Annotated in this window: 14 protein-coding genes; all 14 read left to right on the forward strand. The window is 40.5% G+C overall.

Annotated elements, in window-relative coordinates; genetic code table 11:
* Positions 1–5: 5 nt before the first annotated feature.
* The gene (locus tag J9537_RS00150; protein ID WP_010747390.1) at positions 6–296 is read left to right on the forward strand and encodes a PTS sugar transporter subunit IIB; all 291 of its coding nucleotides are present in this window, start codon (positions 6–8) and stop codon (positions 294–296) included.
* Positions 297–440: 144 nt separating this feature from the next.
* The gene (locus tag J9537_RS00155) at positions 441–1,709 is read left to right on the forward strand and encodes a PTS galactitol transporter subunit IIC (protein WP_218256278.1); all 1,269 of its coding nucleotides are present in this window, start codon (positions 441–443) and stop codon (positions 1,707–1,709) included.
* Positions 1,710–1,722: 13 nt separating this feature from the next.
* Entirely contained in the window at positions 1,723–2,781 is a 1,059-nt protein-coding gene (locus J9537_RS00160; RefSeq protein WP_218256279.1) for a zinc-binding dehydrogenase, read from the forward strand.
* A 135-nt stretch (positions 2,782–2,916) separates the two neighbouring features.
* Positions 2,917–5,007 (forward strand): BglG family transcription antiterminator, encoded by a 2,091-nt coding sequence (locus J9537_RS00165; RefSeq protein ID WP_218256280.1) that lies wholly within the window; start codon positions 2,917–2,919, stop codon positions 5,005–5,007.
* Positions 5,008–5,236: 229 nt separating this feature from the next.
* On the forward strand, positions 5,237–5,695 hold the full coding sequence (locus tag J9537_RS00170) for a PTS sugar transporter subunit IIA (protein WP_218256281.1): 459 nt from the start codon (positions 5,237–5,239) through the stop codon (positions 5,693–5,695).
* 25 nt (positions 5,696–5,720) lie between these two features.
* On the forward strand, positions 5,721–6,023 hold the full coding sequence (locus tag J9537_RS00175) for a PTS sugar transporter subunit IIB (protein WP_010747385.1): 303 nt from the start codon (positions 5,721–5,723) through the stop codon (positions 6,021–6,023).
* 324 nt (positions 6,024–6,347) lie between these two features.
* On the forward strand, positions 6,348–7,769 hold the full coding sequence (locus J9537_RS00180) for a PTS galactitol transporter subunit IIC (protein ID WP_218256282.1): 1,422 nt from the start codon (positions 6,348–6,350) through the stop codon (positions 7,767–7,769).
* 21 nt (positions 7,770–7,790) lie between these two features.
* Positions 7,791–8,852 carry a galactitol-1-phosphate 5-dehydrogenase gene (locus tag J9537_RS00185; RefSeq protein WP_010747383.1) on the forward strand — a complete coding sequence of 354 codons (1,062 nt, stop codon included), beginning with the start codon at positions 7,791–7,793 and terminating at the stop codon, positions 8,850–8,852.
* A 15-nt stretch (positions 8,853–8,867) separates the two neighbouring features.
* On the forward strand, positions 8,868–9,563 hold the full coding sequence (locus J9537_RS00190; RefSeq protein ID WP_010747382.1) for an L-ribulose-5-phosphate 4-epimerase: 696 nt from the start codon (positions 8,868–8,870) through the stop codon (positions 9,561–9,563).
* Positions 9,564–9,588: 25 nt separating this feature from the next.
* A complete protein-coding gene (locus J9537_RS00195) occupies positions 9,589–9,771 on the forward strand; it encodes a hypothetical protein (protein ID WP_218256283.1) in 183 nt (60 codons plus the stop codon).
* A gap of 25 nt (positions 9,772–9,796) precedes the next feature.
* Positions 9,797–10,642, forward strand: coding sequence for a rhamnulose-1-phosphate aldolase (rhaD, locus tag J9537_RS00200; protein WP_218256284.1), 846 nt, complete (start codon positions 9,797–9,799; stop codon positions 10,640–10,642).
* On the forward strand, positions 10,635–11,660 hold the full coding sequence (locus tag J9537_RS00205) for an NAD(P)-dependent oxidoreductase (protein WP_218256285.1): 1,026 nt from the start codon (positions 10,635–10,637) through the stop codon (positions 11,658–11,660). The genes rhaD and J9537_RS00205 overlap by 8 nt, the downstream gene beginning before the upstream one ends.
* 140 nt (positions 11,661–11,800) lie before the next feature.
* Complete coding sequence (locus J9537_RS00210; RefSeq protein WP_218256286.1) at positions 11,801–12,601, forward strand: SDR family oxidoreductase; 801 nt, start codon at positions 11,801–11,803, stop codon at positions 12,599–12,601.
* A 19-nt stretch (positions 12,602–12,620) separates the two neighbouring features.
* Positions 12,621–14,462, forward strand: coding sequence for a BglG family transcription antiterminator (locus J9537_RS00215; protein WP_218256287.1), 1,842 nt, complete (start codon positions 12,621–12,623; stop codon positions 14,460–14,462).
* Positions 14,463–14,482 lie beyond the last annotated feature (20 nt).

Below are 14,482 nucleotides of genomic sequence, written 5' to 3' on the forward strand. Positions count from 1 at the left end.
ACATTATGAAAACAATTCGAGTATTAGTAGCTTGTGGAGCAGGGATCGCAACATCAACAGTCGTTATGAAAAAGGTAGAGGATTTATTTGCCAGAAATGATATGCCGGTGGAAATCACACAGATCAAGATTGCAGAAGCAGCTGGAAAGCAAGATGAAGCAGACATGTTGATTTCAACGACCATGTTGCCGACTCAATACAAAATTCCTGCGATCTCAGCAATGGCCTTTTTGACGGGTATCGGAACCGAAAAAGTTGAGAATCAAATCATCGAAGCAGCAAAGGGTATTCAATAATTTTTTAACTACATGTATGTTCGTTCCGCGTTTTGCGGATCAATAGGATTTTGCAATTTGCGGAAAGGACGTATGTGGTAAGACGCTGATTTATTTTTAGTTTAAAAATAAATACATTTAAACAAATTAGGAGGAATGAATGAAATGGATAGCTTAATGGATGTGGTGCAGAGTATTTTAGGTGCTGGCCCGAGTGTCATGCTCCCTATTATCATTTTCATTGTCGGAATTATTTTTAGGGTTCCAGTGAAAAAAGCAATTATTTCCGGAATTACAGTTGGTATCGGAATGATCGGGATCAACTTGGTTATCACGGTATTGACCACAAATGTAGGCCCAGCAGCACAAGCGATGGTCGAGCGGTTCGGTCTGAACTTGACGATCATTGATGCTGGCTGGCCAGCAGTCTCAGCCGGGACATGGGCGCAACCAATCGCGGCTGTGATGATTCCAGTGATCTTGATCGTAAATTTAATTATGTTGGCATTAAATCGAACGAAAACACTGAATATTGACATCTGGAACTACTGGCATGTTAGTTCTGTGGCAGCAACTGGTTATATTGTAACAAAAAGTTTTTTCTTTGGCATCCTGTGCGGGATTTTGTTTACAATTATTATTCAAATCATTGCAGACAAGACAGCACCTAAAGTTCAAGAATATTATGGCTTAGAAGGAATCAGCATCACCACAGGTTCGGCTCAAGGTTATGCAGTTTTAGCTTTACCGGTCGGCTGGCTGGTGGATAAGATTCCTGGTATCAATAAATTAGATGTGAAACCTGAAACAATTCAAAAACGTTTTGGGATTTTCGGTGAACCGATGATCATGGGGATCATTATCGGGATGTTCCTAGGCTTGCTGGGAGGCTATGACTTTATCGGCATCCTGCAAATCGGAATGAATATGGGCGGTGTCATGTTCTTGATGCCACGTATGGTAAAAATCTTGATGGAGGGATTGATCCCGATTCAAGAAGGTGCGCAAAAATTACTGCAAAGCCGTTATGGAGATCGCGAAATTTATTTAGGAATGGATGCTGCATTAGCAACAGGTTCACCAGCGGCATTGTCCACCGGTCTTTTGATGGTGCCGATCACCTTGTTCTTAGCAGTAATCTTACCAGGAAACCGCGTGTTGCCTTTTGGAGATTTGGCAACCATTCCTTTCTTTGCAGCCTTGGTTGTTCCTAGTCGCAAGGGAAATATTTTACACTCCGTGATTTCATTGACGGTGGTCATGGCAGTAGCGTTATTGATGGCGACAAACTTCGCACCAGTTATTACCGAAATGGCGCAAGGTATCGTGAAATTCCCAGACGGGGCAGCAGAAATCACGAACTTAGATACTGGTGGGAACTTTTTAAAATGGATCTTCTTGAAATTCTCAGAATTAGTTGCACAAGTAATGTAGGAGGCTTATATCAATGAGTAAAACAATGAAGGGTGTTTCCAAACAGGCACCTGGCTATGACCAAATGGAATTTATTGACTTAGCAGTACCTGAAGCAACAGAGGATAAGGTATTGATTAAAGTAGCTTACACGGGTATCTGTGGGTCAGACATTCATACCTTTAAAGGCGAATATAAGAATCCTACCACGCCTGTCGTACTGGGACACGAATTTTCTGGTCAAGTGGTTGAAGTAGGAGAAAAAGTTACTAAGATCAAAGTAGGCGATCGCGTGACTAGTGAGACGACCTTTTATGTCTGCGGTGAATGCGATTACTGTAAGGAAAAGCAATACAACTTATGTCCGCATCGCAAGGGAATTGGCACGCAGCAAAATGGCTCTATGGCCAATTATGTAGTGGCACGTGAGGAAAGTATTCATTTATTGCCGGATCATTTGAGTTATGAAGGCGCGGCGATGAGTGAACCACTGGCCTGCTGCGTACATGCGATGTATCAAAAGAGTCATTTAGAACTGAAAGATACGATCATTATCATGGGACCTGGTCCTATTGGCTTGTTCTTGTTACAGATTGCCAAAGAAATTGGGGCATTCGTTATTATGACCGGGATCACAAAAGACGCGCACCGTTTAGAATTAGCGAAAAAGCTTGGGGCGGATGTCATCGTGGATACGATGAAAGAAGATCTGGCTAAGATCGTTAAAGAAGTGACGAATGACTATGGAGTGGATAAGGTTTATGACGCCTCTGGCGCAGTACCTGCGGTGAATGCCAGTCTACCATTGATCCGAAAACAAGGGCAATTCATTCAAGTTGGTCTATTCGCGAACAAAATGGTGGATCTGGATACGGAATCCATTATCCAACGAGAGATTGAATACATTGGCAGTCGTTCGCAAAACCCATATGATTGGCCAATTGCGATTCATTTATTGGCGAAGGGCGCGATTAATATCGAAGAGATGATCACGAAAAAATATCCCCTGACAGATTGGCGTGAAGCCTTTGATAAAGTGATGGAGGGCAACGAGATCAAAGTGATGATCGAATCGAATCCAGGAGAATTTTAATAAAATGAAGGAAGTTGTACTGATGTTTCAGTGCAACTTTTTTGTTATTTTAAAATTCTTTCGAAAAGAAACCGTTTACTATTTTTCTTGTTCAGGCTAGACTAAAGGAAAAAATGGCAGACAGGAGGGAAACAGATGGACCTTGATAATCGGAGTGTACAGGTCTTACAAACCGTCGCTTCTACAGTAAAAATTTCTTCCAAAGAAATCATGGAAAAATACCGACTTACTCGCAATCAGTTAGATTACGCACTGAAAAAAATAAATGACTATCTGGAAGAGAATAGCTATCGAAAAATTATTCGATCACGCAATGGGAGTTTTGTCGTTGATACAAAGGTGGTGGATGACTTTTCGGGAATCATGAATAGCGAAAGCCAATTACAGGCGGATGAAAATAGTTTTCTGGATGAGGATCATCGATTACTAGTTATTTTATTATTGATTTTTTCCGCAGACTATCTCTCGCTTTATCACTTTTCGGAAAGTTTAGAGGTGAGTAAAAATACGATTGTCTCGGACATCAAGAAACTCAAGAAACAGCTGAGCAGACATAAGCTGACCATCGATTATTCTAGAAAGGGTGGATATTATTTTCGAGGGGATGAGGAAGCGATCCGTGGATTGATTCTTGTTGTAACGGATCAAGTGATGGAGTCCATTTACAATCGCCTTATTTTTGAAAAATACTTGGCTATTCAGGTAACGGAAATTGAGGCCCAGAGAAGAATGTTGCGCTTGGTGGAGGAAGAATTGCAAGTTCAATATACCGATAATAGAATTCAGACAGCTCCTTATTTCTTAGTCTTGCTGGATCGTCGAGTAAAGAACGAGCATCTTATTGAGCAGCGTTTTGGCTTGCTGGCAAAAGAAATTATGGATACCAACGAATATGCGGCAATCGTAAAAGTATTGGCTGGACAAAGCATGCTCCCAAAATCCTATACGGAACATCTGTATCTGTGTCTTTATATCCTATCCTTAAAAATTACTGATTTAAGCAATATCTTTTCACTTAATAAAGTGGAGCTGCGAAAACACATCGAATTGTTTATTGCTCAGCTAGAAAAAAATACAATCATTCAACTGAATGACAAAGCCCAATTAATTGAGAATTTAGCGTTGCATTTAACCCCCGCCTATTATCGCATTCGCTATGGTTTGACTTCCGATTATACGCTTACGGATATCGTTAAGAATCAATTGGATCCGCTGTTCTTTATTGTGAAATCATCGATTGCGCCCTTAGAAGAATTTTTTGAAGAACGAATTCCCAACGATGAAATATATCTGATCACTATGTTCATTGGAGCATATATGCAAAAGGAAAAACCAATCAATCTTGATAATACGATTGTTAAAGCTGCGGTAGTTTGTCCAAACGGCATCATTAGTTCAAAGCTGCTGGAAAAAACGTTAGATAACTGGTTTCCGATGATTCATTTTGTCAGCTCTTTTTCGATTCGTGAATTTTACGAAAAAGAGGAGTGCTTAGAGGTTCAATTGATCTTCTCAACTACGCCATTAACCACAGAGTTCCCAGTGATCGTTGTAGGAAATGATCTTTCAGCAATGAACAAAACGTTAATCGTCAATGAAGTCATCCAGCTGATTTATAAAATTGATAGTTATAAATTACAGCCGGATCACATCCTGTCCATCGTCAGAAAACACCTTCCTATGGATGATGAGACAGAAGGAAAGATTCGTAAAGAGTTAATGATCTCCTACAATTCGATTTTCCAAATTCAAGATCAAGAAATCTTGACGAATGAAACGAAGTTGAATTTAAGTGACCTGATTACGAAGGAAAGTATTGTCATCTTACCGAATAAACTAACTTGGCTGGAAATACTGCAGGCAGCCACACAAAATTTGATTGCTCGTGGAATCGTTGAGCCGAGCTACTTAAGCCATCTTGAGGAACAGTTTCCGGAGGTCACTCCCAGTATTGTCTTAGGAAATCAGATCGTGATTCCCCATACCATTCCTGAAAATGGGGCTCGTGAATTGGGAATGTGTTTAGCCAAAATCCCACAGGGTTTCTCCAGTCAAGGACAGTGCTACCGATATGTAGTAGTTATTTCAGCGATTGACAAAAAAATGCATATCCAACCAATGATGCAGCTATTGAAAATCGCAAGCGATCCAAAAACGATTCAACGAATGGATCAGGCGCAAGATAAAGACGCGCTTTTGGCGATTATCCAAGATTTCAAAAAATAGTGAAAAATGACTCCCCGTTCTTTTTGAGAGCGGGGATTTTTGTATGATTGAGCAGTTTAGCTAATAAATGACAGAGAAAACACTTGTGAAATCAATGTTTTCAGCAAGTCATACAAATATTACGGAATAGGTTCAGTAAAAAATGAGTTCAAAAGAAATTCAAAAGAAAGCGTTTCCGTGCTATCTTTTGGTTAAGCAAGAAGCAAAAAAAAAGAATAGGAGGGATCTAGTGATCAAACGAGAGTTGCTTTTTAGCAAAATGAAGCCACAAGATTACGAAGAGATGATTTCATTCTTGGGTGGGAAAATGGAAGAGCTGGGTTATGTAAAAAATACTTATGTTCCAGCGGTACTGGAAAGAGAGAAGGGCTTTCCTACGGGATTGCAGATGGGCGATTATGGGATCGCAATTCCCCATACGGATCGTGAGCATGTATACCAATCCGCTTTAGCAATCGCGACTTTAGCAGAACCAATCGAGGTTTGCTCAATGATCAATCCAGAAGAAAAAGTCTGTGTATCATTGGTCATTTTAATGGCGGTGGAGGACCCAGATGGTCAAGTCAAGATGCTTAGCAAGCTGATGGGACTTTTCCAAGACGTAGAAACCTTAAAGCGGTTAGAGCGGGCGTCATCTGTGGAAGAGATGTATAACATCGTGGCAAAAATGGAATTAGAAATCGCATAAAGCGAAAATAAAAGGAGGAGCAACAATGAAAAGATACAATGTATTGTCTGTGTGTGGATCAGGAACGGTGACATCATCAATGGTGGCGGAAAAATTAAGAGAGACGTTGGAAGAAAAAGGCTATATCGTTGATACAACAGAGGCAAATCCGAATGAAGCGTTGTCTCTAGCAAAGACTGGGAAGTTTGATTTTATTACTTATACAAGTCCTTTACCAGATGGAGACTACGGAATTCCAGTAGTAAATGCAATTGGCTTTTTAACCGGGTTTGGGGAAGAAGAATTTTTAGAAGAAGTAGACGGTGTTTTATTAGCCTTAGAGAACTAAAATTTAAAGAACAGGTTGTTTTTGGTTTCTTGCGAAGAAGCGATACACAGGTATTGGTTTAATTGAATTTCGGCATATTGAAAATTAAATACATTAAATTGAAAAAGGATGCCAGTTTGCCAGTTTTACTTCTTGCTTTAGCAAGTTAGTAAAATGGTATGCGCAATGACAATTAGATTCATTTTTCTTAATTTTGGAAAAATGATTTCCTAAATGGGAATTAGCCTTGTAAAAAAGTGCTAGCTAAAAGTTGTTTGGCTTGAAAATCAGACTTAATTTTCGATACGAAAATTAAATACATTAAATTGAAAAAGGAGTAATGAGATGTTAGAAACATTAAAAAGCGTTTTTGATACGTTTGGATCGGCTGTATTTGTTCCAGTGATGATTTTTGTTGTTGCTAAAGTATTGAAAGTGAAGACGCAAAAGGCATTTTTATCTGGATTATATGCAGGTGTTGGGCTGATGGGCTTTACTTTGATTTTGAACTCATACACCCCAATTATTTCGAAAGTCGTTCAACAAATGGTCGATCAAACAGGAATCAATCTTCCAGCATTCGATGTGGGCTGGCAGGCAACGGCGTTGGTGGCTTATTCAACAGAAGCGGGTATGATCTATCTAGTGATCGCTTTAGTTTTACAGACGGTACTTTTTTTAGTGAAGTGGACCAACGTATTCCAGCCTTCTGATTTATGGAATAACTATTCTTATATGGTTTGGGGCTCGATGGTGTATTTAGCTACAAAAAATATGATCTTAGCAGTTGTCTTAATGTGTTTATTGAATATGTACAGCCTATTATTATCGGAAATGTTAGCCAGAAGATGGTCAAGCTATTATCACTATCCAAATTGCACGATCATTGCTATGCATAATATCGAGCCGGGAATCTTTGCTCTCTTGATGGACCCGATTTGGAATATGATTGGCTTGCATAAAGTACGCTTGAATCCTCAAGGCCTGCAGAAGAAGTTAGGGTTTCTTGGCGAACCAATCTCGTTAGGATTGTTCTTAGGTCTATTTTTAGGGATTTTAGGAAATATCAGCAATTTGGCAGAGCTATCTGCTTGGGGACAGATCACAGAAGTAGCGATCGCGACAAGTGCGGTGATGGCGATCTTCCCGAAAGTAGCGGGAATCTTCTCACAAGCCTTCAACCCGATCTCACAAGCAGCGAGTAAAAATGTTCGCGGCAATAACGAGGGACGCGAATGGTATCTTGGCGTAAATGATGCGACAGGCTATGGTGAACCAGCAACGTTGATCTCAGGAATTCTTTTGATCCCAATTATGGTATTCATCGCAATGATTTTACCAGGTAACCAAACATTGCCAGTAGTTGATTTATTGGCTATTCCGTATATGGTACAAGCTTTAGTATGTTTATCAAACGGAAATATCGCCAAAACACTGATCAATGGAGTGATTTGGTTCAGCCTAGGATTGTACATGTGCTCTTACACTGCGCCAATGTTTACTGAGATTGCACAAACGGTAGGGGTTACTTTACCAGCCGGCGCATTGATGGTAACCAGTTTCAATATTTTAGGAAAACCAATTTTTGGACTAATTTTCTTAGCCTTTTTAAGTCAGAATCCATTGTGGATTGGCTTGACGATCGTCGCATACTTTGTTGTTTACTTCTTATTCCGTAAAAATAAAGAAGCCTTTTATGGATATGTTGAACGAGCTGCAGCGAAAAACAGCGGTGAAATTCCAGAAGCCAAAACAAAGGTAGCTTAGTAGAGAAGGATGAAAGAAAAGATGACAGAAAAGATGAAAGCAAGTGTATTAATAAAACCCGGTGTTTTGGAAGTTCAAGAGGTAGAGATTCCTGATATCGGTGAAGAGGAAGTATTAGTAAAAGTCGCTTACGCGGGGATCTGCGGCTCAGATGTGCCCCGCGCAAACTTAGAAGATGGTGCAAGAATGTATCCGCTCATTTTAGGACATGAATTCAGTGGAACAGTTGATCGGGTAGGATCACAAGTCACTAAAGTTCAAGTCGGAGACAAGATCGCTGTTGCACCATTGATCCCGGACCCTAATTCTGAATATACAAAAGAAGGCTCCTATGGTCTCAGTGATAATTATAACATAATCGGTACAGGCAGTAATGGAGCTTTTGCTGAATACGTGAAGGTTCCCGAAGCACACTGCGTGGTAATGCCGGAAGATTTGGATTTGTTGTCAGCGGCAGGGGTAGAGCCGGCGACAATTAGCTGGCATGCAATGCAGCGGGCGAACATGAAGGTTGGTGATACAGTAGCAGTTCTTGGCTGTGGACCGATCGGACAATTTGCGATTCAAATCGCGAAAATATTCGGAGCAAAAAAAGTCATTGCCGTCGATATTTTTGATGAAAAATTGGCATTAGCAAAACAACTCGGAGCAGATGTAACAATCAACAGCAAAGAGCAGGATCTAGAAGAAGCTATCAAGGCAGAAACAGGCTTAGGCGTCCATGTTGTGATCGAAACGGCGGGTAGTAAATTCACTCAGAAGCAGGCCTTATTGATTACACGTAAACATGGGACGGTAGTATTGGTAGGCATCTCCCATCAGGATCTGCCCTTGTCTGAACATGAGGCAGAACGCATTATGCGTGCAGAGCTGACAATTACAGGCTCATGGAATTCCTATACCGCGCCTTATCCTGGACGTGCATGGGAAGCGACATTAGAAGAAATGTCCAAACGCAGAATCAAATTCAAAGAAATGGTGAGTGATGAGATCACGTTAACGGATTTACCAGATGTGCTGCCTAAAATGTTTAAGCGTGAGCTTGCTTATAACAAAATCGTTGTTGCAGTCAATCCAGAGTAAAAGGGGACCGAATCAATGTTAGAACAATTAAAAGAAGAAGTATTTCAAGCGAATCTAGCCTTACCTAAACAGGGGTTAATTAAATATACCTGGGGAAATGTCAGTGCCTATGATCCTGAAACAAGCTATTTTGTCATTAAGCCTAGCGGTGTCAGTTATGAAGAAATGAAGGCGTCGGATATGGTAGTCGTTGATTTAGAAAATAGGGTAATCGAGGGAGAACTGAATCCATCATCAGATACGCCAACTCATGCAGTATTGTATAAGGCATTTCCAGAAATTGGCGGAATCGTTCATACGCATTCGACTTGGGCAGCAGCTTGGGCACAATCAGGTTTGGATGTTCCAGCGATGGGGACGACTCATGCGGATACCTTTTATGGCTCTGTTCCATGTGCGCGCTTCTTGACCAAAAATGAAATCGATGAAGGCTATGAGCATGAGACGGGGAATGTCATTGTCGAGACCTTTAAGCAGCGCGAAATCAAGCCTTTGGAAGTTCCAGGAGTACTGCTCCATGGACATGGCCCATTTACTTGGGGAAAAGATGCTCATAGTGCAGTTATGAATGCTGTGGTTTTGGAGGAGGTATGCAAGATGAATTTATTGACTCGTCAATTAAATTCTTTTGCAGAAGAACTGCCACAACGTGTTTTGGATAAACACTATTTACGTAAGCACGGGGCGAATGCCTATTATGGACAGAACTAACGAATAACGAGAAAGGAGGATGACGATGATTAGCGATTTATTTGTTTTGATTGGATTGGCATTCTTTATCAAAATCTTTTTTGATGGCGCAAAAAGGCTGGTTATTGGAGCCAATGGAGATGTTGTTAAAAGTAAAACGTACTGGATCCATGGCGGCTTGGGGATAGCTTTTCTGATCGTTGCGCGACTAATTACGCTCCTCCTTTAACCTTGTAATAACGGAGGGTGATGGAATGAAGATTCATGAAATCAGTCAAGCACCATTTATTCGAGAAATGTGCGAAGCGACTCATCAGCTATGGGCATATGGATGGGCCGAACGAAATGGCGGAAATATTAGTTACCGTCTGCCACTGGAGGAGGTACAGTATTATCTCAATGTCCATCAGGTAAAAAAGACCATTGCGTTAGATTTTACTGTAAAGAGTTTAGCAGGAGAGATTTTTCTAGTTTCCGGTTCAGGCAAGTATTTCAAAAATGTCCAAAAGAATCCGGCGGATAGTTTAGCGATTATTCGAATTACTGCCGAAGGTGACAAATATGATTTGCTGTGGGGATTAGAAGGAGACGATTTACCTACGAGTGAGTTAGCATCGCACCTGCAATGTCATGCGGTACGTCTGGCACAAGATCCAGAGCATCGGGTAATCCTGCACACGCATGCAACTGCGATATCGGCAATGACCTTTATCCATGAGCTAGATGAAAAGAAATTTACTAAAACGCTCTGGCAGATGATTACAGAATGTATTGTTGTCTTTCCTGATGGTGTATCGGTTCTTCCATGGATGATTGCAGGGACAAATCAATTAGGGACAGCCTCCGCTGAAAAAATGCGAGAGTCACGAATCGTTATTTGGCCCCACCATGGAATTATGAGCGCAGGACAAACCATGGATGATGCCTTTGGTCTAGTTGAAACAGCAGAAAAGGCCGCTCAAATTTATTTACAGATTTGCTCCACCAGACAGGATATTAAGCAACAGATTACTGATCAGCAGCTTATCGACCTAGCGGCAAAGTTTCACGTGAAACCTAAAGCAGGGATATTGTCGGAAGAAGGTCAGCAAAATGACTAATGTAGTGGTGATTGGTGATCCATTTGTTTCGGCAGATAACTTAGCTAAAGCAGCAGAGGAATTGAAGCTTGATCCACCAATCAATATTCAAAAATTCGAATGGCAAGCAGAAAAAACTCGATCGGAATTTCGTGAGGTAATTAAGGTTTTAGAGCAAGACGGACCTAACAATTTTGAGTGGTCATCGGAATTATTGTCCGCAGTATCCAACGCCGAGTATTTGTTAGTACATCTAGCGCCTGTTTCAAGAAACTTATTAGCTCATGGAAATAAGCTTAAACTTATCGGCACCTGTCGCGGCGGATTAGAGCATATTGATTTAGAGGCAGTGAAAGAGCTGGATGGTCTATCGGTGATTAATGTCATTCGTAATGCAGAACCTGTCGCTGATTTTACCATTGGTTTAATGTATGCTACCGTTCGCAACATTGCTGCATCTGCGATCCAAGTGAGGAAGGGCAATTGGCCGCAAAATTTTTCGAACGACGCCTACAAAACCTCTTTCTCGAACCTAAAGGTCGGTCTGGTTGGATTGGGGCATATTGGAAGGATTGTGGCAAAACGATTAACTGCCCTCGGACTAGAGGTTAGCGCCTATGATGCTTTTACCGATCAGAAAACTTTAGATCAAGAAGGCTACCAAGTGAAGCTAAAGGGACTAGAGGAAATTTTTAGCGATTCGGATGTGGTATCCCTGCATTTAAGAGTTGTTCCAGAGACGAAAAATATCATTGACCATACGTTATTAAAACGGATGAAGCCGAATGCCTATTTGATCAATACAGCGCGACCAGATATCATTAATCGAAAAGATTTGCTCGAGTGTTTAACAAATAAAACGATCGCCGGTGCAGGGATAGATGTTCTATGGGAGGAGCCAATTACGCCTAATGACCCTTTACTGAAATTGGACAATGTGGTGATTACCTCACATATTGCGGGGGATACGATTGATGCGATTGAACGTTCCCCACAATTGCTGCAAAAAGAAATGAATAGCATACTAGAAAAAGCTTAAGTAGAATCGTCTACTTAAGCTTTTTTGTTCACTTTTCACAAATTAGTGCACTTTTTTTTTCTGACTGAAAAAAAAGAGCGTATTAATCATTTTCAATAAGCGTTCTATACTTGGCGTGTAATTAAGAGGAGGGAACGTAAATGTCAGATTGGTTAGACGTTGCAGGAAAAAAAGTGATTGTAACAGGAGGGTCTTCAGGTATTGGTGCAAGCATCATTGATGAATTATTAGAGCAAGGAGTAGTAGTAGCAAACTTTGATCTTCAGCCTGGAAAGGTCGTTCATGAAAATCTTTACTACTTTCAGACTGATATCTCAGACCGACAGCAAGTAGAGGAAAATGTTACGAAAGTGATTGAAGAATTTGGTCAGATTGACGGCTTAGTCAATAATGCGGGAATTAATGTTCCGCGTCTATTAGTGGATGAGGAAAACCCTCATGGTCAATTTGAGTTATCCGATGAGGTATTTGACAAGATGATGGCAATTAATCAAAAGGGATTATTCCTTATGACACAGGCAGTGGCAAGAACAATGATGCCAAGGCATGAAGGTGTCATTATCAATATGTCTTCAGAATGTGGACTAGAGGGATCAGAAGGCCAAAGTCCTTATGCAGCAACGAAAGCAGCCGTCAATAGCTTTACACGGTCTTGGTCTAAGGAGTTAGGCAAGCAGGGCATTCGCGTAGTAGGAATCGCCCCTGGAATTATGGAAGAAACTGGTTTGCGAACGGAGGCTTATGAGACTGCGTTAGCTTACACACGGGGGATTACGGTTGAAGAGCTTCGTAAAAACTATGATAAAACAACGACAATCCCCTTGGGGCGCAGCGGGAAGCTCAGTGAAGTCGCTGATCTAGTATGCTATTATTTATCTAATCGGTCTAGCTATATTACAGGCGTTACGACCAACGTTGCCGGAGGAAAAACACGAGGCTAAAAGAAGGTGGGGTAATAAGATGGCATTAATCAATCGCTGGTATCAATTATTACAGCATTTTATTACTCATGATCGGCTGAGTTTGAATGAATTGCAGAAAATAACCGATACAAGTGCACAAACCACCAAAAAAGCGATTCAATTATTGAATGATCAAATGGAACAAATTGCGGTGATTGAGGAAAAAGACACGAGCTACTCGTTAAAAGTGATGGATTCGCAACAGTTTTCGGAAATCATGAACGGTAGCTTAAAGCAGCAAACAGATTTCAATTCTAGCACAAAGCGGATTGCCGTCTTAATCGATTGTTTCATGAAGCAAGAGGGTTACATCGTCATTGATGATTTATCAGAAGTGTTAGGAGTCAGTCGTTCAACGGTTAATAAGGATTTACGAAACTTAAAACAGTTGATGACCAGATATCAAATTTCTTTGATTGGTACACCCAATAAAGGCTTGAAGATCGCAGGTACAGAATCCCAATTGCGGCTGCTCTACCTGCACCATGCCTATGATTATTTGGAACAGCCTCCGTTAACAGAGGATTTACTGCAGTCCATTGACGAAATCGCACTAAGTAAAAAATTAGATTTTCGGACATTAGGCTTATTACAAAAGACGATCAATTTAACAATTCAACGGATTCGATCCGGGAAGCCATTGGTACAGGCAGTTGCTTATTATGTTAATTATTTTTCTGACGACAGTTTATTGGAAGAATTATTTGTTAATTTGGCAACCGATTATCATTTGACGATCAGTAAATTTGATTTTGATTTTCTCTGCTTTCCCTTAAATATTTTCAACAATAATTTGGTTCCAGAGGATCAAGCAGATACACCAGAAGTAAAAACCTTATTTGATTACATGATGAATCAAATCAATGAAGCCGTGATCATCAATTTAGATCAAGAAGAGTTGTTTCGAAATATGCGTGCTCATTTTATGTTTTTGATTAATCGCCTTATTTTTCAAGTTGAAACTTATGATATCTTTCGTGAAGAGTTTAAACAAAAACATGCTTTTGCCCATGAGCTAGCGGAAATAGGAATCGCTGCATTAGCCAATTATCTACAGAAACCTTTTCAGAGAGCCGAACTTTCATACTTAGCGATCTATTTTGAATTGGCGTTGAAACTAGATACTCAACCTAAAATGAAAGAGATCGCCGTAGTCTGCAACACTGGTAAAGGAACGGCTTTAATGATCAAGCGTCAGCTGGCAACCGTTTTAGGACCGAATATTCGAATCGCTCATTATTCAGAGGAAGAATATGAGACAAAGGACTTGGATCGCTATTTCGCAGTATTTACCACAGTGCCCTTGAAGCATACGAAGACAACAACAGCCATCATAAAACTGACTGATTTGTTTAATGAGAACTGGTTATTGAGTGAATGGAAACGAATTGTTGCTTCCAAGGCAGCAACTTTTGAGCATATTCAGTTTTCTTTTGAACAATTGGATAAGCAGTTGGCTTATGAAGAGAATTTGATCCTTTTATTGGAAAAGCTGCGAGTCCAACAATTAATCGATGATTCTTTTAGAGACTACATTTTGACGAAGGCTCAAGAAGAGTCAGCAATCATCGATAATGGCATTGCCTTTCCTCATGGAATTAATCGGCAGAGTGAGGAAATTCTTGTGACGATCGGAATTTATCCAGATGGGTGTTCTACAGAAGATATTGAGTTGATTTTTATGGTAGCGATTCCAGAAAATCTGACTTTAGCAGTGGAGGAAGAGCTGTTAAGTTTTTATGACACGATTTTTGTTATCTCCTCCAGTGAAACGTTAAGAGAACAGGTGAAGCAGATTCAAACTAAAGAAGAATATCGTCAGTTATTGGTAAATGGATAAGAAGAATCTCATATATCAGG

It is taken from the genome of Enterococcus raffinosus (genome assembly GCF_019175485.1).
GTDB classification, from domain to species: Bacteria; Bacillota; Bacilli; order Lactobacillales; family Enterococcaceae; genus Enterococcus_A; species Enterococcus_A raffinosus.

Excerpts from the sequence above, each read along its gene's own strand:
- J9537_RS00150 (WP_010747390.1), top strand. The coding sequence starts at position 6 with ATGAAAACAATTCGAGTATTAGTAGCTTGTGGAGCAGGGATCGCAACA.
- J9537_RS00155 (WP_218256278.1), top strand. The coding sequence starts at position 441 with ATGGATAGCTTAATGGATGTGGTGCAGAGTATTTTAGGTGCTGGCCCG.
- J9537_RS00160 (WP_218256279.1), top strand. The coding sequence starts at position 1,723 with ATGAGTAAAACAATGAAGGGTGTTTCCAAACAGGCACCTGGCTATGAC.
- J9537_RS00165 (WP_218256280.1), top strand. The coding sequence starts at position 2,917 with ATGGACCTTGATAATCGGAGTGTACAGGTCTTACAAACCGTCGCTTCT.
- J9537_RS00175 (WP_010747385.1), top strand. The coding sequence starts at position 5,721 with ATGAAAAGATACAATGTATTGTCTGTGTGTGGATCAGGAACGGTGACA.
- J9537_RS00180 (WP_218256282.1), top strand. The coding sequence starts at position 6,348 with ATGTTAGAAACATTAAAAAGCGTTTTTGATACGTTTGGATCGGCTGTA.
- J9537_RS00185 (WP_010747383.1), top strand. The coding sequence starts at position 7,791 with ATGACAGAAAAGATGAAAGCAAGTGTATTAATAAAACCCGGTGTTTTG.
- J9537_RS00190 (WP_010747382.1), top strand. The coding sequence starts at position 8,868 with ATGTTAGAACAATTAAAAGAAGAAGTATTTCAAGCGAATCTAGCCTTA.
- J9537_RS00195 (WP_218256283.1), top strand. The coding sequence starts at position 9,589 with ATGATTAGCGATTTATTTGTTTTGATTGGATTGGCATTCTTTATCAAA.
- rhaD (WP_218256284.1), top strand. The coding sequence starts at position 9,797 with ATGAAGATTCATGAAATCAGTCAAGCACCATTTATTCGAGAAATGTGC.
- J9537_RS00205 (WP_218256285.1), top strand. The coding sequence starts at position 10,635 with ATGACTAATGTAGTGGTGATTGGTGATCCATTTGTTTCGGCAGATAAC.
- J9537_RS00210 (WP_218256286.1), top strand. The coding sequence starts at position 11,801 with ATGTCAGATTGGTTAGACGTTGCAGGAAAAAAAGTGATTGTAACAGGA.
- J9537_RS00215 (WP_218256287.1), top strand. The coding sequence starts at position 12,621 with ATGGCATTAATCAATCGCTGGTATCAATTATTACAGCATTTTATTACT.